Genomic DNA, 18,668 nt, shown 5'->3' with positions numbered 1-18,668 from the left:
ACCGAAGGCATCCATGAAGCCCAGGACCAATCTCTAAAACGATCATTTAGCAGCCCTACATCGTCCCTACACTGAGACGATGGACGAACGTCAGCTGCGGATCCTGCGGGAGCTCGGCGAACTGGGCAGCGTCACGGCGGTCGCCGAGGCGCTGCTGGTGACGCCGTCGGCGATCTCCCAGCAGCTACGGCTGCTGCAGCGCGCGATCCCCGTGCCGCTCACCGAGCGCCAGGGGCGACGGCTGGTGCTCACCGACGCCGGGCAGGCGCTGGCGGGCGCGGCCGCGGAGGTGGAGACGGCGCTGGCACGCGCACGGCACACCGTCGAGGAGTTCGTCGGACGGCCTGACGGCGAGGTGTCGGTGGCGGCGTTCCACAGCGCGGGCGCCGCGTTCTTCCCGCCGCTGCTGCGCGCGCTGGCCGGTCCGGGCAAACCGGCGCCGAGGCTGGCCGACGAGGACGTACCGCAGGAGGACTTCCCCCGGCTCACCCGGGAGTACGACATCGTCCTGGCCCACCGTCTGGACCACGCCCCGCCCTGGCCGGACACGGTGACCACGACGACACTGCTGCGCGAGCCGCTGGACGTGGCCATGCCCGCCGACCACCCCCTGGCCGCCAAGCGCCGCGTCACCCCGCGCGACGTGGCCGACGAGCCGTGGATCACCGTGCACGAGGGGTTCCCGGTCCTGGCGACGATCGAGGCCATCGCCGCCGCGGCGGGCCGCAGGCTCCATCTCGCCCATCGCATCAACGAGTTCTCGGTTGTCGCCGAGGCCGTGGCCGCCGGGGGCGGCATCGCCCTGATGCCGCGCTGGACCACGCGCCCGCATCCGGCGCTCGTGCTCCGGCCGCTCAGCGGAGCGCAGGCGCGACGCCACATCGACGCCCTGTACCGCCCCGAGCGCACGGCCCGCACAGCGGTCCGCACGGTCCTCGCGGAACTACGCCGAGCCGCCCAGAGCATCCAGGACAGAGAGCCGTAGCGCTCAAAACGGATACCACCGCACCGCCTCGTCCCCCTCCCGGAGCGATCCCACCCGCCGCTCGAACTCGGCCAAGGCTTTCGGATTACTCGGCGCATGCTGAGCCACCCACGCACAACTGGCCGTCTCCCGGGCGCCCCGCAATACCGAACACCCCTCCCACTCCCGCACGTCCCACCCATACGCCTCGGTGAAGGAGTCGTACGCCTCGTCGGGGAGCCCGTAGCGGTCGTGGGAAAGGGCCATGACCACCAGGTCATGCTCGCGCAGGTCCGCGCAGACCGTCTCCAGGTCGACCAGTACCGGCCCCTGCGGCCCCACATGCACATTGCGCGGCAGCGCGTCCCCATGGATCGGCCCCGGCGGCAGATGCGGTGTCAGATCCGCTGCCTCCGCAGCGAAACCGTCACGCCGCTCCCGCAGATATGCCGCGTCCGCGGGATCGATCGCGTCTCCCGCCAGCCGCAGCCAGCGTTCCACACCGCCCAGCAGATCACGGGGCGGCAGCGCGAAGGAGGGCGCGGGCAGGGCGTGCACGACCCGTAGCAGTTCGGCCAAATCCCGCGGCTCGGCGGGCCGTACGGCCTCGGGCAGCCGGTGCCACACCGTCACCGGGTGCCCGTCGACCAGCAGCGGCTTGGGCTCGGCCGCCCGTACCGCCGGTACACCCGCCTCGGCGAGCCACAGCGCGATGTCCAGTTCGCGTCGCGCCCGGTCGAGGAGCTCGGCGTCGCGGCCCACCTTGACGACCAGGTCACCGGCGGCGAACACCGCGTTCTCGCCCAGCGCGAGCAGCCGTGCCTCCCGGGCCGCGCCGGGCAGTACTCCCGCCGCGGCCAGTACGTCCCGAGCCCGTGCCTCGTCCATCGTCCGCCTCCGTCGTCCACGTCGTCCGCCGTCGTCCACGTCTTCCACCGTCGGGTTCCGGCCATCCGCCGGTCAGTGTCGCATCGGCACAGGTCGGGCGGCGTGCGCGGTGCCTTGACGAGGCAGACCGCCTTCACGAGCATGACGTGGCCGGCCGAGCCGTCAAAGGGGCTGATTCCGTGACATTGGTGACCGAGGCTTCGCCACCGAGGAGACCGGCAGGCCGGGAGCCCGGCAGGGCCCGGCCCCGGCGGGTCGTCGACCACGGCGCCTGGTTCCTGGTGCTGCCCGCCCTGCTCCCCATCCTCGTCCTCAGCGTCGGGCCGCTGCTGTACGGGGTCCTGCTGGCCTTCACCGACGCCCAGTCGGGCCGCACCGAGCCCACCGAGTGGATCGGCGCCCTCAACTTCCGGGACCTGCTGCACGACACGCTGTTCTGGGAGTCGTTCCGGATCGGGCTGATGTGGGCGGTCGGGGTGACCGTGCCGCAGTTCCTGCTCGCGCTGGGCCTCGCCCTGCTGCTCAACCAGGACCTGCGGCTGCGCTGGCTGGCCCGCGCCCTGGCGATCGTTCCGTGGGCCATGCCCGAGGTCGTCGTCGGCATCATGTGGCGGCTCGTCTACAACCCGGACGCGGGCATCCTCAACGAGACCCTGCGCGACGTCGGCCTGGGCGGCGGCCGCGACTGGCTGAGCGGGCTGGCCACCGCGCTGCCCGCCGTGATCGTCGTCGGCGTCTGGGCGGGCATGCCCCAGACGACGGTCGCGCTGCTCGCCGGACTCCAGAACACCCCGCGCGAACTGCACGAGGCGGCGGCGGTCGACGGCGCGAGCGCCTGGCGCCGCTTCCGCACGGTCACCTGGCCCGCCCTCAGGCCCATCGCCCTCGCCATCACCGCACTCAACCTGATCTGGAACTTCAACTCCTTCGCCCTGGTCTACGTCCTCACCAGCGGCGGCCCGGGCGGCCGGACCCGCCTGTCCATGCTCTTCGCCTACGAAGAGGCCTTCCGCTACGGGCAGTTCGGCTATGCGGCGGCGATGGGCTGCGTGATGGTGGCCGTGATCTCGATCGTCCTGGCCGTCTTCCTCGCCGGCCGCCTCAGGGGAGGTGACGACGCGTGAGGACCAGCCGCCCGGCCCGCGTCGGCCAGTACACCGCGCTGCTCGCGTATCTCGTCTTCCTCGCCTTCCCGTTCCTCTGGCTGGTCTCCACCGCGTTCAAGCCGCCGCGCGAGCTGGGCAGCCTGCACCCGACCTGGATCCCCGAGGACCCCACCCTCGCCAACTTCCGGCAGGCCTTCGACGAACAGCCGCTGCTGCACGCCGCCCTCAACTCCCTGCTCGCCGCGCTCGCAGCGGCGGTCGTCGCCGTGCTGATCGCGACACCGATGGCCTACGTCGTCGCCCGGCGCCGCACCCGGCTCGCCAAGGCGGTGACGGGCTGGGTGGTGGTCAGCCAGGCGTTCCCGTTCGTGCTGCTGATCATCCCGCTGTTCCTGGTGCTGAAGAACCTCCAGATGATCAACTCCGTGCCGGGTCTGGTGCTGGTGTACGTGGTGTGGGCGCTGCCGTTCGCGCTGTGGATGCTCGCCGGGTACGTGCGGGCCGTACCGCCCGAGTTGGAGGAGGCCGCCGCGGTCGACGGGGCGGGCCGGGTGCGGACGCTGGTGTCGGTGACGGCGCCGCTGCTCGCGCCGGGCATCGTGGCGACCGGGCTGTTCGCGTTCATCACCGCGTGGAACGAGTTCTTCTTCGCGCTCGTGCTGCTCAAGACGCCGGAGAAACAGACCCTTCCGGTGGTGCTCACCCACTTCATCGGCGCCGAGGGCGTCGCCGACCTCGGCCCGCTCGCGGCGGCCGCGTTCCTCGCGACGCTGCCCTCGCTGGTCGTCTTCGCGATCATCCAGCGGCGGATCACGGGCGGCATGCTCACCGGGGCGGTGAAGAGCTGATGCGCGCACGCCTGCTGGCCCTCGTCCTCCTGCTGCTCCTCGCCGGCTGCTCCTCCGGCGACACCCGCGACGACGGCCGGATCACCCTGCGTTTCCAGTCCCTGGCCTGGCAGGAGGAGTCGGTCGAGGCCAACAAGGAACTGGTGAAGGAGTGGAACGCCACGCATCCGGACGTCCGGGTCGAGTACGTCCAGGGCAGCTGGGACAGCGTCCACGACCAGCTCCTCACCGCCTTCGAGGGCGGTGAGGCACCCGACATCATCCACGACGCCTCGGACGACCTCGCCGACTTCGCCTACGGCGGCTACCTCGCCGACCTCACCGATCTGCTGCCCGCCCGGCTGAAGTCGGACATCCCGCAGCGCAGTTGGCAGACGACCACCTTCGGGGACGGCATCTACGGCGTGCCGTTCCTCCAGGAGCCGCGTGTGCTGATCGCCAACGCGAAGTGGCTCAAGCGCTCGGGAGTACGGATCCCGACCCCGGAGAAGCCGTGGAGCTGGGCCGAGTTCCGCCGCATCACCGAACAGCTCAGCGGCCGGGGGAAGTACGGCATCGCCTGGCCCCTGAAGGAACCGGTCTCCGCCACGCTCAACCTCTCCCTGTCGACGGGCGGACAGCTCTTCCACCGCGGGCCCGACGGCAAGGTGACGGTCCGGTTCGAGGCGGCCGACCAGGTGGTGCCGCGCACCATCCACGCCCAGGCCGGCACCGACCGCAGCGCCTCGCCCACGACCCTGGGCAGCGGCGGCTCCGACACCCTGCCCGGCTTCTTCGGCGGCAGATACGCGATGGTTCCGCTCGGCTTCTCCTACCGCCAGCAGATCGTGCAGCAGGCCCCGAAGGGCTTCGCATGGCAGGTGCTGCCCGCCCCGGCCGGCGCCGGAGGACTCACCCAGGGCGTCAGCCCGCAGACCCTCTCCGTCGCCGAGGACTCCCCGCACAAGAAGGAGGCAGCCGCCTTCATCGACTTCCTGCTGAGGCCAAAGAACATGGTCCGCCTCGCCCTCGGCGACTGGATGCTGCCGACCGGCACCCGGGCGCTGAACGACCCGGCCCTGCGCACACCCGAGCACGGCTGGGCCACGGGCACGGCGCTCGCCGCCCACCTGCGCCCGGCGCCCGCACAGACCGTACGGGGCTACCCCGAGTGGAAGGACAAGGTGGCGACCCCGGCCCTCCAGGAGTACTACAGCGGGGCGATCGGCATCCGCGAGCTGCGCCAACGCCTGGAGGAGGACGGCAACCTGGTGCTGGCGCGCTACCAGCGCTGAGCCCCGGCGAAATTCCGTTGTGCGTCGTCACCGGCAGCGCCTAGCGTGCTGCCCGTGGGAATCAACGCGATCTGCATCTCCGGTCACGGCCGGGGCTGCGCACACGCCGCACGCGTGCGCCGCGGCCCCGGAGCCCTGACCGGCCCGGGGAGCCACGCCCGCTGAGCCTCTGAGCGCCTCTGAGCCTCTGAGTCTTCGAGCCCGGCGTCTCACCTCTCCCGTCTCTCCCTGTCTTCCGGTCGGGGCCTTCGGCTGCCCTCACACCCCTCACGGAAGACAAGGACCGCAGGCCATGGCCCGCCCCACCGCCGCCTCCCGCGCGCTCTCGCAGAACTTCCTCGCCGACCGCGCCACCGCCGAACGCTTCGCCCGGCTCGCCGCCCCGCAGGCCCGGCCGATCCCGCTGCTGCTCGAAGTCGGCGCGGGCAAAGGCGCGTTGACCGCCCCGCTGGCGCGACGCTGCCGGGAGCTGCACGCGTACGAGATCGACCCGAGGCTCGTACCCGCCCTGCGCAGCCGCTTCTCCGGCACCCCGCACGTGCGTGTCGTCGGCGGGGACTTCCTGGCCGCACACCCGCCGCGCACACCCTTCTCCGTCGCCGGGAACGTGCCGTTCTCCCGTACCGCGGCCGTCGTCGACTGGTGCCTGCGCGCTCCCGCCCTCAACGACGCCACGCTGCTCACCCAGCTCGAGTACGCCCGCAAACGCACCGGCGACTACGGCAGCTGGACGCTGCTGACGGTCCGGACCTGGCCCCGCTACGAGTGGCGGCTGCTGGGCCGCGTCGGCAGGCGCAGCTTCCGTCCCGTGCCGCGCGTGGACGCCGGGGTGCTGCGCATGGAACGGCGCGAGGCCCCGCTGCTCGACGCCGCCGGGTACCGGAGCTGGCGTCATCTGGTCGAGCTGGGCTTCTTGGGAGTCGGCGGCTCACTGCACGCGTCGCTGCGGCGGGACCACCCCAGGCGGCGGGTGGACGCCGCGTTCCGGGCTGCGCGCCTGGACCCGGGCGTGCTGGTGGGCGAGGTGGCGCCGGAGCGGTGGCTGCGCCTGCACGAGGAGCTGACTTGCTGAAAGCCAAAGGAGTTGCACGAGACGTCTCGTCTCGCATACGGTCGAGCGCATGACCAGTCGCGCTCATATCGCCATGTTCTCCATCGCCGCCCACGGCCACGTGAACCCGAGTCTGGAGGTGATCCGCGAGCTCGTGGCGCGCGGCCACCGCGTGACGTACGCGATCCCGCCGGCCCTCGCGGAGAAGGTCGCGGACACCGGTGCCGAGGTGAAGCCGTGGCACTCGACGCTGCCCTCGCCCGACGACGACCCGGAGGCCTGGGGGAGCACACTGCTGGACAACGTGGAACCGTTCCTCGACGACGCGATCCAGGCCCTCCCGCAGCTGATCGAGGCGTACGAGGGCGACGAGCCGGACCTCGTGCTGTACGACATCAGCTCGTACCCGGCCCGCGTGCTCGCGCACTGCTGGGGCGTCCCGGCGGTCTCCCTGTCGCCGAACATCGTCGCCTGGGAGGGGTACATGGAGGAGGTCTGGGAGCCGATGTGGGCGGAGCCCAGGCAGACCGAGCGCGGCCGCGCCTACTACGCCCGTTTCCAGGCCTGGCTGGAGGAGAACGGGATCGCCTGGCACCCCGACCGGTTCGCGGCCGATCCCGCCCGCTCCGTCGTCCTGATCCCCAGGGCGCTCCAGCCGAACGCGGACCGGGTCGACGAGACCGTGCACACCTTCGTCGGCGCCTGCCAGGGTGACCGCACCGCCGAGGGTGACTGGCAGCGCCCGGCAGGGGCCGAGAAGGTCGCGCTTGTCTCGCTGGGGTCCGCCTTCACCAAGCAGCCCCGCTTCTACCGCGAGTGCGTCAGGGCGTTCGGCGACCTGCCCGGCTGGCACCTGGTGCTCCAGATCGGCAAGCACGTCGATCCCGCCGAGCTCGGGGAGATCCCCGCGAACGTCGAGGTGCGCTCCTGGTTGCCGCAGCTGGCGATCCTGAAGCAGGCCGACCTGTTCGTCACGCACGCCGGCGCGGGCGGCAGCCAGGAGGGCATGGTCACGGCCACGCCGATGATCGCCGTACCGCAGGCGGTGGACCAGTTCGGCAACGCCGACATGCTCCAGGGTCTCGGCGTCGCCCGGCACCTTCCCACGGAGGAGGTGACCGCCGAGGCCCTGCGCGAGGCGGCCCTCGCCCTCGTCGGAGACCCGGAGGTCGCCCGCCGTCTGAAGGAGATCCAGGCGGAGGCGGCCCGGGAGGGCGGCACCCGGCGCGCGGCCGACCTCATCGAGGCCGAACTGCCCGCTCGCCAGGGATAGTCGGGGCGGCCGTCACCCACCGGTCCGTCACACCGCGACGGCCTGGCGGGTGAGGGTCGTGCGGGCGTGGTCGAGCGCGGCGTCCATGCGCGCCGTCTGCCCCTGGGTGAACATGAACATCGCGGCGTCGTCCGTGTAGTCCATGTAGTTCATGAACATGTCGCCGTTCGGTCCGTTGCCGCACGTCACATGGGGGAAGTCGGGTGAACCCGTGTTCGGCCCGCCCTGGTTGGGGGTGTCCGCCACGAAGTCGCTGCCGCTGCACCCCTCGTCGTCGTCGCCCCAGATGTGCCGCAGGTTCAGCCAGTGCCCGATCTCGTGCACGGCCGTACGGCCGCCGTCGAACGGCGCGGTGGCGGTGCCGGTGGTCCCGAAGCCGGTGTGCGTGACGACCACTCCGTCGGTGGAGGCGGCGCCGCCCGGGAACTGGGCGTAGCCCAGCAGCCCGCGGCGCAGCCGGCAGACCCAGAAGTTCAGGTAGACGTCCGCGGGCCAGGCGTCGTGGCCGCCGCTCAGACTGAACTTGACCAGGTCGTCCGTGTCCCAGTCCGGGGTCGAGGTCGGGGTCCGCGTGATGCCGTTGGTGGGGCGGCCCAGCGGGTCGGTTCGGGCGAGGTGGAACTGGATGCGCGCGTCGGCCACCAGGTCCTGCCAGGCCTCGGGGACCTTGCCGACGTCCGGGTTGCTCGCCCGGAAGTCCTGGTTGAGCACGTCGATCTGACTGTGGATCTGGGCGTCGCTGACGTTCTGCTCGGGGGTGTTGTGCACGACGTGCACGACGACGGGGATGTCGACGAGGCTCTGCCGGGCGGTGAACGCCTCCAAGTGCTCGTAGGCGAACGCGGCGTTCTCGATCTCGGCCCGGTTCTCGGCGTACTCGGGGTTCAGGGTGAGGAGTCTGCGGTGCACCTCCATGGCGCCGCACCAGCGGCTGTAGTCGGCGGAGGTGACGCGATGGTAGGACTGCGCATCGGACATGACTGTCCCTAGGGGGAGCTGGGGATGTGCCGCGCGCGCGGCTGCGGAAGTGCGCTTGTGACACGCGCCGTGAGGGCCGGGCGACGCCGGGCGGAGCGGTTGGTTGCCCGTGCCCTCCGAACCCATACACTGGTAATCCTAGTCACTCAGTTATAAAACCGGCAATTTGGACCGCGTTGGGTGAGTGAGGTGGCCGGGTCATGCGTGAGCCCCCATCGGGCCTGTTCCGCTCGTGGGTCCACTCCTACGAGGAGGACCACGAGGACGTGCGGGTGTACCGGCCGGAGGACCACCCGTTCCCGCCGGCACGCGGGCGCCGCGGTATGGAGTTCGTGCCCGACGGCACCTTCGTCGACCACCCGCTGGGACGCGGTGACGCTCCCGATGCCGTGCCCGGCCGCTGGCGGCTCGCGTCGGAACGTCACATCGCGCTCACGTTCGGGGGCGCTCGCCCGGACCGGGAGCTGGAGATCCTGCGCTGCGACGAGGACGTGCTGCACGTGCGGCGGCTCACCGGCTGAAAGGGCCCGTCGGTTCCCCCGGAACCGACGGGCCCCGCACACCTATCGGCCTCCTCGGCTGTGTGGATCCTGAGCAGAAGGTTGTGCCCCGCGGTGACCGGTGAGTAATTTACGGGACTCGGGTAGCCGCCCACCGGCCGTCGTGCCCACCCCCACGGGGCACGACGGCCGCCTCAGGGTGTGACGGCCGCCTTAGGGTGTGCGGATGACGACGTATGCGGCACTGTTGCGCGGAATCAACGTGGGCGGCAGCAAGAAAGTCCCGATGGCGGACCTGCGCGGCCTCCTGGCAGAGCTCGGCTACGAGGACGTACGGACGTACCTCCAGAGCGGCCAGGCCGTGTTCGCCTCCGGTCACGGCGACGAGGAGTCGCTGGCCGCCGAGATCACGCACGCCATCGAGAAGCACTTCGGTTTCGGCGTCGACGTGATCGTGCGCGACCACGCCTATCTGAAGGCGGTCGCCGACGCCTGCCCGTTCCCGGCCGCCGACCTGGAGCCCAAGCAGCTCCACGTCACCTACTTCTCCGCCCCCGTGGCCCCCGAGCGCTTCGCGGAGATCGACGAATCCGCCTACCTCCCCGAGGAGTTCCGCCTCGGCGACCGCGCCCTGTACCTGTACGCCCCGAACGGCCTGGGCCGCTCCAAGCTGGCCGAACACCTCTCGAAGCCGCGCATCAACAAGGGGATCGTCGCCACGACCCGCAACTGGAACACCGTCGTCAAGCTGGTGGAGCTGACGGATGCCTGAACACGACCCGGCCGTCGACGCCGCCATCGACGGCGAGTTGGCGCTGCTCGACCCGGATGTGCGCCGCTCGCCCGAGCGGGTCGGGGCGCTGCTGCACCCCGACTTCCACGAGTTCGGCGCCTCCGGGCGGCACTGGAGCCGGGCCGCCATCATCGCCGCCCTGGCCGAGACCACCGACGTGGAGACCCCGCCTGTCGTCACCTCCCAGGTGCACGGCACACGGCTGGCCCCCGACCTCGTCCACCTCACCTTCGACACCGAGTACGACGGCAGACGTGCGCACCGCAGTTCGCTGTGGCGGCGGACGGAGGACGGGTGGCTGCTCTACTTCCACCAGGCGACGCCGTTCAGCGAGCGGCGAGAGTGACCTCGCGGTCGCCGAGGTAGGGCGTGTACGACGTGATCTCGGCCGGGACGGTCAGCCGCGGGTCCTCGCAGGGCCGTGCCAGATCGTCCTGGGAGCCGGCCGCGTCGGCCGCCGCCAGTTCGTGCTCGGTGAGCGGCACCCGGCCGAGGAACTGCGGGCCCCAGCCGTCCCAGGGGAGCAGTTCGACGCCGTTGACGGCGGCCAGGTCGCGCACCACGTTGCCCCACACGAACCACAGCCCCCGCAGCCGGTCGACGCCGCTGAGCCCGAAGTCCATCGGGTCCGCCCGCCCCTCGCGGCAGGCCCGCCAGGCCTTCCCGGCCACGAGGAAGCGGTCCCTCGGCACGTCCACGGGGTCGAACGGCACGTCGTACCCGTGGTGGACCTGCGCGTCGGCCAGGCGCCACCGCCCCTGAGGCGTGCGGTACTCGGTCACCCAGTGGTCCTGGTGGAAACCGTCGACGAAGTACGTCGCGAAGCCGCAGCGCAGCCGCGCGGGCGCCCCCGTCGCCCGCAGCAGCGAGCACAGCAGCAGCGAGAAGTCCCGGCACGTGCCCACGAACCGCTCCTTCGGCGCCCGCCGTTCGGTGAGCGGGGAGTCACCGCGCTCCCGCAGGATCCGCAGGATCTCCGTGACGTAACGGGACTCGGCGTCGTGGTGCAGCCGCGCCTCGGGAACGCAGTAGCCGAACATCTCTCCCTCACCCCGATGGATGATCACATTCCGTACCAGCCCGGCGAGTTCCCCCGGTTCACGCGGCAGGCCGCTCGTGTCCAGGTCGCCGGGGTCGCTGTACGGCGTCTGCCTCAGGTAGTCGTCCATGCCCCGGACCTCGCCCCTGCCCCAGGGGCAAGGTCAACGACACCGGACGTTTGGCCGAATCACCCCCACACGAACCGGGGCCTTGGCACGGTAGGACCATGACGAGCACCGATGACCAGGCGACTCCATCCGGTCGTACGACGGCCGTCCAGGCCATGCGCGGCGCGGCGGCGCAGCTTGCCGAACTGCTCGGCACGGCCCCCGACTCCGTCACCGCCGTCCGCCCGACCCCCGACGGCTGGACGGCCGACGTCGAGGTCGTGGAGCTGGAGCGGGTCCCCGACACCATGACCATCATGGCGACCTACCAGGTCACCCTCGACCTGGAGGGCCGGCTCCTGGGCTACGAGCGGGTGCGCCGGTACGCCCGCGGCCAGCTCGACCGAGGGCGGTAGCACTCGAACCGCTCCTGTCGACTTCCCTCCGCGGGACCCGTTTTCGGTGTGTGCGTGAACACGCCCGCCGCCACTGCCGTACCTACGGGCGGCACGAGAACGAGTCTCGCGAGAGGAATCGCACCGTGACCGTCATGACACAGACCGGCGGGATGCAACCCGCCGCCACCTCCAGCGGGTCGGGAACCGGCGGCCTCTTCGACATCCTCGAACTGATCCTGGACCGCGGGCTCGTGATCGACGTGTTCGTCCGTGTCTCCCTGGTCGGCATCGAGATCCTGAAGATCGACATACGCATCGTCATCGCGAGCGTCGACACCTACCTCCGCTTCGCCGAGGCCTGCAACCGCCTCGACCTGGAGGCCGGCCGCAAGGCCCCCGACAAGCTCACCGACATCGTCGGCAACCTCGTCGAGAGCGGCGCCCGGGGCAAGACCAGCGGCGCGATCGGCGGCGCCATCGACGCGATCGGCGACATCTTCGACCGCGACGACAAGGACGCCAAGGAGGAAGAGCGGTGAGCGGCGTCTACGTCTACGCCGTCACCCGCTCCGACCACCCCCTGCGGCTCGACGGCCTGCGCACCGTCGGTGGAACCGACGACCCCCCGCGCGTCGTCGTCCACGGCCCGCTCGCCGCCGTGGTCAGCCCCGCACCCCCCGACCTGCGTCCCAAACGGCGCGACCTCGCCGCCCACCAGGAACTCCAGGAACGGCTCATGGCCGACGGGTCGGTCCTGCCCATGAGATTCGGACTGCTCGCCCCCGACGACACCGCCGTCAGGACGGCACTGGAGGAGCGCGGCCAGGACTACGCCCGACGGCTCGGCGAACTGCACGGCACCGCCGAGTTCAACCTCAAGGCCGCCCGCGACCAGGACGATCTGCTGCGCGAGGTGCTCGACGAGTCCGAGGAGGCCCGCCGGCTCAACCGGCGCACCCGTGACGGCACCGGCGGCTACGAGGACCGCCTCGCCCTCGGCGAACTGGTGGCCCGGCAGGTCGACGCCCGGCAGCGGCGGCAGGCCGACGAGATCGTCGGGCGGCTGTCCGGACTGGCCAGGTCCAGTGTCGTGGCGGATCCGTCCAAGGACGACTTCCTCAACGTGTCGTTCCTCGTCGAACACGCCCGCGCCGAGGAGTTCACCACGGCCGGCCGGCGCCTGGCCCAGGACTACGGCGACGCCTACGACTTCCGGCTGCGCGGCCCACTGCCCCCCTACAGCTTCGCCGCCTGACCATGGGCCTGCTCACCGGCATCCTCACCCTCCCGCTCGCGCCCCTGCGCACCACCCTCTGGGCCGCCGAGCAGCTACAGGCAGCCGCCGAGGCGCAGTACTACGACCCGGCCCCCGTCCGGCAGGCCCTCGTCGACCTCGAACGGGCCCTGCTGGAGGGACGCATCGGCGAGGAGGAGTACGACCGCCGCGAGGACGAACTGCTGGACCGACTCGACGAGATCAACGCCCGGAGACGAGCCCGACGACCATGACCCATCCGGCAGCAGGCGGACTCACCGGACCGTCCCGCCTTCCCTCCCCCTACGACCACGGGCCCGGCGCCCAGAGCGCCAACCTCGCCGACATCCTCGAACGCGTCCTCGACAAGGGCGTGGTCATCGCTGGCGACATCCGGATCAACCTGCTCGACATCGAACTGCTCACCATCAAGCTGCGCCTGCTCGTCGCCTCCGTCGACAAGGCGAAGGAGATGGGCATCGACTGGTGGGAACACGATCCCTCCCTCTCCTCCCGGGCCGCCCGCCCCGAGCGGTCCCTGGCCGACGAGAACGCACGACTGCGCGCCGAGATCGCCGCCCTCAAGGCGGCCGACAGGAGACCGGAGCCATGAGCGACCCGAACCTCGTCTACGCCTACGCCGTCCTGCGCCGCACCCCCGAGGCCGCCGCGGCGGTGGCGGCCCTGCGCGGGGTCGCCGCCGACCCGATACACCTGGTGGAACCCACGGACCCCACCTCTCAGCTGGCCTTCGCCGTCGGCCACGTCCCGGCCGCCGACTACGACGAGGTTCCCCTCGAGGCCCACCTCCACGACCTGGACTGGCTGGAGTCCACGGTCCGGTCCCATCAGGCCGTCGTCGCCGCGCTCGTCGCAGGCGGCGCCGCCGTCCTGCCCCTACGGCTGGCCACCGTCTACCCCGACGAGGACCGCGCCCGGCAGGCCCTCGACACCCGCCGCGCGTACTTCCTGTCCCTCCTGGACCGCCTCACCGGCCACGTCGAACTCGGCGTCAGGATCTACGCCACACCCGACATCACCCCACCCGAGCCGGACACCGAAGCCGGACCGGAAACACCCACCGGCCTCGGTGCCGGCCGCGCCTACCTGTCGATCCGCCGCCGCAGACAACGCAGAAACGAGGAAGCCTGGCGCACGGTCGTCCAGGCCGCCGCACACCTCACCCGGACGGCCGGCACCCTCGCCGTCGACCGCGTCGCACACACCCCGCAACGCGGCAGCCTCGCGGGCCCGGCCCCCGGCACCAACGTCGGCAACGACGCCTACCTCGTCCCCAGGGACCGCGTCGACGCCTTCCGCACGGGCGTCCTGGCAGCCGCCCGCGACACTCCCGGCCTCCACGTGGAGATCACCGGCCCCTGGGCCCCGTACTCCTTCGCCCTCCAGCCGGAACCGGCGTCGTGACCCTCACTCCGCGCGGAGCCCGGCTGTGATGGCCTCGGGCACCGACCGGTGCCGGAGATAGTCGAGCACGCCGTGCGGCCACACGGGCGCGATGCTGATCTCCGGCAACTCCTCGACCCCCGGGAAGGCACACGCCAGTTGCCCCTTGGGAACGGCCACGAAGTCCCCGACATCGGAGAGGTTCATCCACCGCCGCACGCCGGGGGGCTTGGTGCCCGTCCCGTCGCGCGGGGCGGGATCGAGGCGAGGGAAGACGGCGTGCGGGAGCGCCAGTGGCGAGCCGAGGGTGAGCAGCAGCTTCACGTCCAGTTCGTCCGTCAGTTCGTGCAGTGTCTCATAGGCGACGATGCTGCCCAGCGAGTGCGCGATGACGACATCGGGACGCTGCCGCAGCAACGCGGCCCGCACCCGCCCGCGCACGGCCGCTCGCCCGGGCCCGAAGTAGCGGGCCACCTCGGGAAAGAGCGTCCGGACCATCTTCTCGACGACCGCTGGGCGTTGCCCGGACCGTTCGGCGACCTGCCCACAGATCCACCTCAGCCACCCGGTCGCCCGCCCCTGCACGCCGTTCGGATCCACTCCCCAGGCCCGTGCCCACTGTTCGACCAGCACGAGTTCGGCCTCATCCAGCTCGTCACTCTGCCGCTCACTGCGCAGCAGGTCCGCGTAGTACGCCGTCTCCAGTTCGAGGCCCGGGACTCTGCTGCCGAGGGCCTCGAGCCAGTCCGTCCGCAGGCGCTTGCTGCCGATGTCGGGCGTGGTGTCGGCGGCTTTGTAGTTGCGGACGCCGTGGATGCCGAGCACTGAGCTCATACCTGGGGATCCTCCGAGTCAGGGCCGTTGATGGCGTAAACGGCGAGCGCGCCATTGATGCCGACGAAGACTTTGTCAGGTCCGGAGAAGCGGAATGAGTCTGCTTTTCCAGGCAGAGGGATCCGAGCGATGAGGCGCAGCGTCCGAGCATCCCAGACCTTGATGACGTAAGTTCCCTGGGATGAGGCTTCTTCCAGGACGAGCGCGAACAGGCGGCTGTCGGGAGCGAATGAGAACAACATCCTCGAAGCCCCGAAGTGGCCGAAGCTGCTCGGGGTGCCACCGAGGTGCACGGCGGTGCCGTCAGACGTGAGGGAGTCGACGTGGACGACACGCAGCACGTCCTCGCGTCTCCCGACAGCCACAAGTGTTTGAGAGTCCGGCGAGAAGAAGCACGTGCGTTCCTGGGCCCCGACGAGCAGCGGCATGCTCGCGCGCGCCTCTCCGCTTCGAGCCCAGTGCAGGGTGAGATGCCCGCTTCCGCCCTCGAAGGCCGCGATGAGCCGGCCGTCGGGTGAGGCGACCGCGGATTCCGACTCGAATCGTGTCAGCTCAACGGCTTCGGTCTTGTCTGTGAGCCCGTTCCAGATGCGCAGACGACCGTCTGAGTCACCGCTCACGAGCAAAGTGCTGTTGACGGGATGGAATGCCGCTCCGTTCATGTGCGGCCCGTCCTCGATGAGGTCGCTCAGGACCAATTGTGAGGTGGTGTCGATGACATGCAGGGAGTTCCAACGGCTGACGGCCAGGAGGGCGCTGTCCGGTGAGAAAGCGAGGCCCACTCCGAGGTCCTTCACCATGTCCACACGGCCCACCTCTCGGCGCGTGCTCACCTCCCACAGCGTGACGCCGTCTCCGTTCAGCAGGGCGAGTCCCAGACCGTCGGGGGAGAAGGCGGCGGCTCGTGCCTTGGCTCTGCTCAGCTGGGACGCCGTCCAGGAGTCTGTGTCCCAGAGCGACACTCCGTAGTCCCCGCAGACCACCAGCGTGTCCCCCGTGGTACTGAACTCCACGTCGTAGGACTGCTCCGTGTCCGTGAGGCGTGCCGTCTCGACGGGGTCGTCGCCGGTGATGTCCCAGACTGAGACCTCCAGTTCTTCGCTGGCCACCGCGAGTAGCCGTCCGTCCGGTGAGAAGGCGAGAGTCCGGACGGTACCCGTGCGGCATTCCCACGGCTTGCCGCGAAAAACACGGTTGCGGACATCCCAGAACTGGATGTTGCGAGCTCCCGCGTTTCCTGCAAAGGCGAGCAGACGGCCGTCCGGAGAGAATGCGACGTGAGTGATCCAGTGACCGACGGAGCGGCCGAACGGCGGCGTTACGTGCCGCCACGTCTCTGTCTCCAGGATCTGCACGCCCAACAGCGTTGAGGCGGCGAGGAGCTGACCGTCCGGCGAGAAGGAAACATTGCCGGTGACGCTGACGCTCCCACTGTCGATGAAACGGACACTCGAGTCCACCAACCCCCCGGTGGCCCAGAGGAAGGAGTGACCGGTTTCCTCCGGTTGGAAGGCGACCTCTCCGGCGACGCGCAGAAAAAGCCTTCGGTGCTCCTCGAGACCAAGGCGATCGGCGTCATAAGCGAAGACTGAGGCCCGGTCAGCGGCGTTGCTCAGCCGCCCGTGCGCCAGCCAGGAAGCGCTGAGCAGCCGAATGTACTCAGCGGACTGCGGTGACTGGCACAGATCGATCGCTCGATGATCCTCGCGCGGATCGAACCGGATGAGGAAATAGGGGTCGGTGAGCAGAAGCTCGGCATGCTCCGCCGACCGGGTGGTCATGACGTGCCCGAGGGCATGGTGAAGGACGTAGGGCTCGGCGGAGTACCAACGGTCTGTGGACTCATCGGCGTGATCCTCGACGAACGGCCGCAAGATCTCCGACAAGATCTTCTGATCCAGTTCGGCTTGCTGGGCATCGTCCACCGGGTCGGCGCTCAGTGGGTGGTCACCCAGATAGTCCGCCAGTCCCTGTTGGAAGATCCGGTACAGGGTCTTGCCCTCAGCGTCGATCCCGGTGCGAAGGAACGGGGAAGCCTCACGGAGGGTCTCGTCGAATTTTTGATCCGAGATCTCCTGGGCGTTGAGGGCGTTGAGACAGCGCCGCAGGGTCACTCGCGGCATGCCCGGCCCCTTGGACCGCGCCAGGATCGCGAGGACGGCCCGCAAAGCGGGGTACCGATGAGCACGAGCGGTGAGCACGGCTTCCAGGAGGTCCGGCAGGTCCGTCGAAGCACACCGTGCGTGTGCGTTTGCGTTGGCCAGGTCCTGCGGAGGGTGGTCGAGTGTGACCAGGTAGTGGACGTACAGGCCTGCGAGAAGAAACGGCCCCCATGGACCGCCCGGCTGCAGGTTGTGCACGATGCGTTCCGCTCCGAGCTTCGCCAGCGGTTCCACGAACGCGGAAGCGGGTTCGACAGCGTAGGAATCGCTGGCCAGCAGCAACCGTTCAATGTACCGGCGCACATTCCTCTCGACCTCGACCGGGTCCGCCCTGTCCAGATCGATCTGCTCACTCAGGACCCCGGACATCTCATCCAGGGCCGCGAGAGCGTTTACCACCTCGGGCCGCCCGCCCAGCACTACTCGGCAGGGGCCCTTGACGGTGTGCCCATCCGCCGGCCTCAGGAGAGTGGCCACGAGTTGCAGAACCGACTGTGGGTCGATGCTCTCGTCGACGGCGTCGAGAACGATGAGCCGGTTCTTCCCTTCCCGTTGCAGAGCCTCACGCAGGGAAGGGACCGTCCATTCGTGCGGGGTGTCCGCAGGGGACTTCTGCTCGTCGTCCGGGACGGGCGGCTCCAGTCCGGCGAGGTTCGCGACGGTTTCGATCAATTGCTGCGGGGAGCGCTGACGCGCGTGCACGGCGACGATGTCCGGTACTTCCGGTAGCGCGGCGGCAACAGGTTCCCACAGCTCGTGGAACCGTCCGCGCAGGTCCGGGTGTGCGGAACAGACGATCAGGCCCAGCAGTCCGGACTTGCCGGCACCGGCCGCACCAGTCACAGTGAGCAGGGGACAGTCCCCGGACTGCCAGGCGACGTAGCGCCCCAACTCCGCCGTACGCCCGGAGAAGAACCCGTGCCTGCCACTGGTCGGTACAAGACCGCGTCCAGAGGCACGGTCGAGGAAGTAGACCGCGTCGTCGATCTCCTCGCCTGCGGCCATGCGGGCGCCGATGTCCCTGCGCAGGTCCTCCTCGCCGGGGACGTAGCCGAGTGAACGGCGCTGCATCCTGATCTGCTCGGCGGTGAGCCCTGCGGTTTTCGGGTTGGGCAGGAACGGCCAGTCCCCGTCGCCCTGTTCCACGCTGAAACCAAGGGAGATGCGTCGCCCGGCAGCGTCCCTCTTCCCCACGCGTATGAGCTCTTGGACAAACGCCGTGAAGGTGATCGACTCGCGCTGGAGCGCGAAGTCACCGCCCCTTAGACGGTCCAGCGCCGTGGCGATCCAGCGGCTGAACCGGCCCTGCTCAGTGGGCGCACTGCTCACGGACGCCCCGAGCGTCCACACACCCCGCTCGCCACCCAGTTCGGAGATCGGCTGACGTCCCGTCGCGGCTCCTGCGGAGCAGGTGTCAACGAGGAAGACGACGTGCCGTTGACTGCCGTCCCGCTCGACTTCCTGCTGTGCCTTCTCGATCCAGCGATCCAGGTCCACATCGCGGTTGTCACGAGCGACGAAGGACAGCCGGCCACTGCGGTCGGCGCGCCCGTGCCCGATGAGGTGGATCACGAGGACATCTGCGGCGTCACGCTCGTCGATGAGCCGGCGGCGTAAAAGGGACTCGATCTCCCCTTCCGACTGGTCACGTGAGTCTTCGACTGAAGCTTCCAGCTGCTCGAAGGCCCGGGCGACCTCAGCCATCCGGGAGTCGACGAAGCCGAGCTCCTCCACGTCGGCGCCCTCGTCGAAACGTCCCACGCCGATGGACAGCACGGAGACACGGTGCGTT

At 70.2% G+C, this 18,668-nt stretch carries 19 protein-coding genes and 1 pseudogene; 15 read left to right on the top strand and 5 right to left on the bottom strand.

Annotated features, from left to right (window positions below; genetic code table 11):
* Positions 1 to 79 precede the first annotated feature (79 nt).
* Positions 80 to 985, top strand: coding sequence for a LysR family transcriptional regulator (locus ACIBNA_RS33890; protein WP_399169007.1), 906 nt, complete (start codon positions 80 to 82; stop codon positions 983 to 985).
* A 3-nt stretch (positions 986 to 988) separates the two neighbouring features.
* Here the strand turns inward: ACIBNA_RS33890 and ACIBNA_RS33885 are convergent, their stop codons facing one another.
* Positions 989 to 1,852 carry a phosphotransferase enzyme family protein gene (locus ACIBNA_RS33885; protein WP_399169006.1) on the bottom strand — a complete coding sequence of 288 codons (864 nt, stop codon included), beginning with the start codon at positions 1,850 to 1,852 and terminating at the stop codon, positions 989 to 991.
* Positions 1,853 to 2,031: 179 nt separating this feature from the next.
* Between ACIBNA_RS33885 and ACIBNA_RS33880 the strand changes: the two genes are divergently transcribed.
* The 5 genes and pseudogenes from ACIBNA_RS33880 to mgt all read left to right on the top strand — a co-directional run bounded on the left by ACIBNA_RS33880 (position 2,032) and on the right by mgt (position 7,404).
* Positions 2,032 to 2,976, top strand: coding sequence for a carbohydrate ABC transporter permease (locus tag ACIBNA_RS33880; protein ID WP_399169005.1), 945 nt, complete (start codon positions 2,032 to 2,034; stop codon positions 2,974 to 2,976).
* A complete protein-coding gene (locus tag ACIBNA_RS33875) occupies positions 2,973 to 3,806 on the top strand; it encodes a carbohydrate ABC transporter permease (protein ID WP_399169004.1) in 834 nt (277 codons plus the stop codon). The genes ACIBNA_RS33880 and ACIBNA_RS33875 overlap by 4 nt, the downstream gene beginning before the upstream one ends.
* The gene (locus ACIBNA_RS33870) at positions 3,806 to 5,080 is read left to right on the top strand and encodes an ABC transporter substrate-binding protein (protein WP_399169003.1); all 1,275 of its coding nucleotides are present in this window, start codon (positions 3,806 to 3,808) and stop codon (positions 5,078 to 5,080) included. Before ACIBNA_RS33875 ends, ACIBNA_RS33870 begins: the two co-directional genes overlap by 1 nt.
* A 292-nt stretch (positions 5,081 to 5,372) precedes the next feature.
* Positions 5,373 to 6,152 (top strand): 23S rRNA (adenine(2058)-N(6))-methyltransferase Erm(O), encoded by a 780-nt coding sequence (gene erm(O), locus ACIBNA_RS33865; RefSeq protein WP_399169002.1) that lies wholly within the window; start codon positions 5,373 to 5,375, stop codon positions 6,150 to 6,152.
* A gap of 12 nt (positions 6,153 to 6,164) precedes the next feature.
* Positions 6,165 to 7,404: pseudogene (gene mgt / locus ACIBNA_RS33860) on the top strand (macrolide-inactivating glycosyltransferase).
* A gap of 27 nt (positions 7,405 to 7,431) precedes the next feature.
* Here mgt and ACIBNA_RS33855 read toward each other — a convergent pair.
* Positions 7,432 to 8,382 (bottom strand): zinc metalloprotease, encoded by a 951-nt coding sequence (locus ACIBNA_RS33855; RefSeq protein ID WP_399169001.1) that lies wholly within the window; start codon positions 8,380 to 8,382, stop codon positions 7,432 to 7,434.
* 200 nt (positions 8,383 to 8,582) lie between these two features.
* Here ACIBNA_RS33855 and ACIBNA_RS33850 point away from each other — a divergent pair, with 200 nt between their 5' ends.
* From ACIBNA_RS33850 to ACIBNA_RS33840, 3 genes are all read left to right on the top strand, one after another.
* The gene (locus tag ACIBNA_RS33850; RefSeq protein ID WP_399169000.1) at positions 8,583 to 8,903 is read left to right on the top strand and encodes a hypothetical protein; all 321 of its coding nucleotides are present in this window, start codon (positions 8,583 to 8,585) and stop codon (positions 8,901 to 8,903) included.
* Between the two features lie 205 nt (positions 8,904 to 9,108).
* Positions 9,109 to 9,654: a DUF1697 domain-containing protein gene (locus ACIBNA_RS33845; protein ID WP_399168999.1), complete on the top strand. Its 546-nt coding sequence runs from the start codon at positions 9,109 to 9,111 to the stop codon at positions 9,652 to 9,654.
* On the top strand, positions 9,647 to 10,021 hold the full coding sequence (locus ACIBNA_RS33840) for a DUF4440 domain-containing protein (RefSeq protein ID WP_399168998.1): 375 nt from the start codon (positions 9,647 to 9,649) through the stop codon (positions 10,019 to 10,021). The genes ACIBNA_RS33845 and ACIBNA_RS33840 overlap by 8 nt, the downstream gene beginning before the upstream one ends.
* Here the strand turns inward: ACIBNA_RS33840 and ACIBNA_RS33835 are convergent.
* Positions 10,002 to 10,844, bottom strand: a complete 843-nt coding sequence (locus ACIBNA_RS33835; protein ID WP_399168997.1) for a transglutaminase-like domain-containing protein — start codon at positions 10,842 to 10,844, stop codon at positions 10,002 to 10,004. The genes ACIBNA_RS33840 and ACIBNA_RS33835 overlap by 20 nt on opposite strands.
* A 98-nt stretch (positions 10,845 to 10,942) precedes the next feature.
* Here ACIBNA_RS33835 and ACIBNA_RS33830 point away from each other — a divergent pair, with 98 nt between their 5' ends.
* The 6 genes from ACIBNA_RS33830 (at position 10,943) to ACIBNA_RS33805 (ending at position 13,901) form a co-directional block, all read left to right on the top strand.
* Positions 10,943 to 11,239, top strand: coding sequence for a gas vesicle protein (locus ACIBNA_RS33830; protein ID WP_274820551.1), 297 nt, complete (start codon positions 10,943 to 10,945; stop codon positions 11,237 to 11,239).
* 134 nt (positions 11,240 to 11,373) lie between these two features.
* Positions 11,374 to 11,760 carry a gas vesicle protein GvpJ gene (gvpJ, locus tag ACIBNA_RS33825; RefSeq protein ID WP_274820552.1) on the top strand — a complete coding sequence of 129 codons (387 nt, stop codon included), beginning with the start codon at positions 11,374 to 11,376 and terminating at the stop codon, positions 11,758 to 11,760.
* Positions 11,757 to 12,476, top strand: a complete 720-nt coding sequence (locus ACIBNA_RS33820; RefSeq protein WP_274820553.1) for a GvpL/GvpF family gas vesicle protein — start codon at positions 11,757 to 11,759, stop codon at positions 12,474 to 12,476. The genes gvpJ and ACIBNA_RS33820 overlap by 4 nt, the downstream gene beginning before the upstream one ends.
* Before the next feature lie 2 nt (positions 12,477 to 12,478).
* Positions 12,479 to 12,730, top strand: coding sequence for a gas vesicle protein GvpG (locus tag ACIBNA_RS33815; RefSeq protein WP_399168996.1), 252 nt, complete (start codon positions 12,479 to 12,481; stop codon positions 12,728 to 12,730).
* On the top strand, positions 12,727 to 13,089 hold the full coding sequence (locus ACIBNA_RS33810; RefSeq protein WP_399168995.1) for a gas vesicle protein: 363 nt from the start codon (positions 12,727 to 12,729) through the stop codon (positions 13,087 to 13,089). Before ACIBNA_RS33815 ends, ACIBNA_RS33810 begins: the two co-directional genes overlap by 4 nt.
* Positions 13,086 to 13,901, top strand: coding sequence for a GvpL/GvpF family gas vesicle protein (locus tag ACIBNA_RS33805; RefSeq protein WP_399168994.1), 816 nt, complete (start codon positions 13,086 to 13,088; stop codon positions 13,899 to 13,901). The genes ACIBNA_RS33810 and ACIBNA_RS33805 overlap by 4 nt, the downstream gene beginning before the upstream one ends.
* 3 nt (positions 13,902 to 13,904) lie before the next feature.
* Here the strand turns inward: ACIBNA_RS33805 and ACIBNA_RS33800 are convergent, their stop codons facing one another.
* Positions 13,905 to 14,714 (bottom strand): hypothetical protein, encoded by an 810-nt coding sequence (locus ACIBNA_RS33800; RefSeq protein ID WP_399168993.1) that lies wholly within the window; start codon positions 14,712 to 14,714, stop codon positions 13,905 to 13,907.
* Complete coding sequence (locus tag ACIBNA_RS33795) at positions 14,711 to 18,652, bottom strand: hypothetical protein (RefSeq protein WP_399168992.1); 3,942 nt, start codon at positions 18,650 to 18,652, stop codon at positions 14,711 to 14,713. Before ACIBNA_RS33795 ends, ACIBNA_RS33800 begins: the two co-directional genes overlap by 4 nt.
* Between the last annotated feature and the right edge of the window lie 16 nt (positions 18,653 to 18,668).

The organism is Streptomyces sp. NPDC050164 (genome assembly GCF_044459945.1).
Classification (GTDB): domain Bacteria; phylum Actinomycetota; class Actinomycetes; order Streptomycetales; family Streptomycetaceae; genus Streptomyces; species Streptomyces coeruleorubidus_A.
The sequence above is the reverse complement of the archived record's forward strand: the minus strand, read 5'-3'. Positions and strand labels throughout refer to the sequence as shown.

Excerpts from the sequence above, each read along its gene's own strand:
- ACIBNA_RS33855 (WP_399169001.1), bottom strand. The coding sequence starts at position 8,382 with ATGTCCGATGCGCAGTCCTACCATCGCGTCACCTCCGCCGACTACAGC.
- ACIBNA_RS33890 (WP_399169007.1), top strand. The coding sequence starts at position 80 with ATGGACGAACGTCAGCTGCGGATCCTGCGGGAGCTCGGCGAACTGGGC.
- ACIBNA_RS33800 (WP_399168993.1), bottom strand. The coding sequence starts at position 14,714 with ATGAGCTCAGTGCTCGGCATCCACGGCGTCCGCAACTACAAAGCCGCC.
- ACIBNA_RS33870 (WP_399169003.1), top strand. The coding sequence starts at position 3,806 with ATGCGCGCACGCCTGCTGGCCCTCGTCCTCCTGCTGCTCCTCGCCGGC.
- ACIBNA_RS33850 (WP_399169000.1), top strand. The coding sequence starts at position 8,583 with ATGCGTGAGCCCCCATCGGGCCTGTTCCGCTCGTGGGTCCACTCCTAC.
- ACIBNA_RS33845 (WP_399168999.1), top strand. The coding sequence starts at position 9,109 with ATGACGACGTATGCGGCACTGTTGCGCGGAATCAACGTGGGCGGCAGC.
- ACIBNA_RS33805 (WP_399168994.1), top strand. The coding sequence starts at position 13,086 with ATGAGCGACCCGAACCTCGTCTACGCCTACGCCGTCCTGCGCCGCACC.
- ACIBNA_RS33885 (WP_399169006.1), bottom strand. The coding sequence starts at position 1,852 with ATGGACGAGGCACGGGCTCGGGACGTACTGGCCGCGGCGGGAGTACTG.
- ACIBNA_RS33830 (WP_274820551.1), top strand. The coding sequence starts at position 10,943 with ATGACGAGCACCGATGACCAGGCGACTCCATCCGGTCGTACGACGGCC.
- ACIBNA_RS33835 (WP_399168997.1), bottom strand. The coding sequence starts at position 10,844 with ATGGACGACTACCTGAGGCAGACGCCGTACAGCGACCCCGGCGACCTG.
- gvpJ (WP_274820552.1), top strand. The coding sequence starts at position 11,374 with ATGACACAGACCGGCGGGATGCAACCCGCCGCCACCTCCAGCGGGTCG.
- ACIBNA_RS33840 (WP_399168998.1), top strand. The coding sequence starts at position 9,647 with ATGCCTGAACACGACCCGGCCGTCGACGCCGCCATCGACGGCGAGTTG.
- ACIBNA_RS33815 (WP_399168996.1), top strand. The coding sequence starts at position 12,479 with ATGGGCCTGCTCACCGGCATCCTCACCCTCCCGCTCGCGCCCCTGCGC.
- ACIBNA_RS33810 (WP_399168995.1), top strand. The coding sequence starts at position 12,727 with ATGACCCATCCGGCAGCAGGCGGACTCACCGGACCGTCCCGCCTTCCC.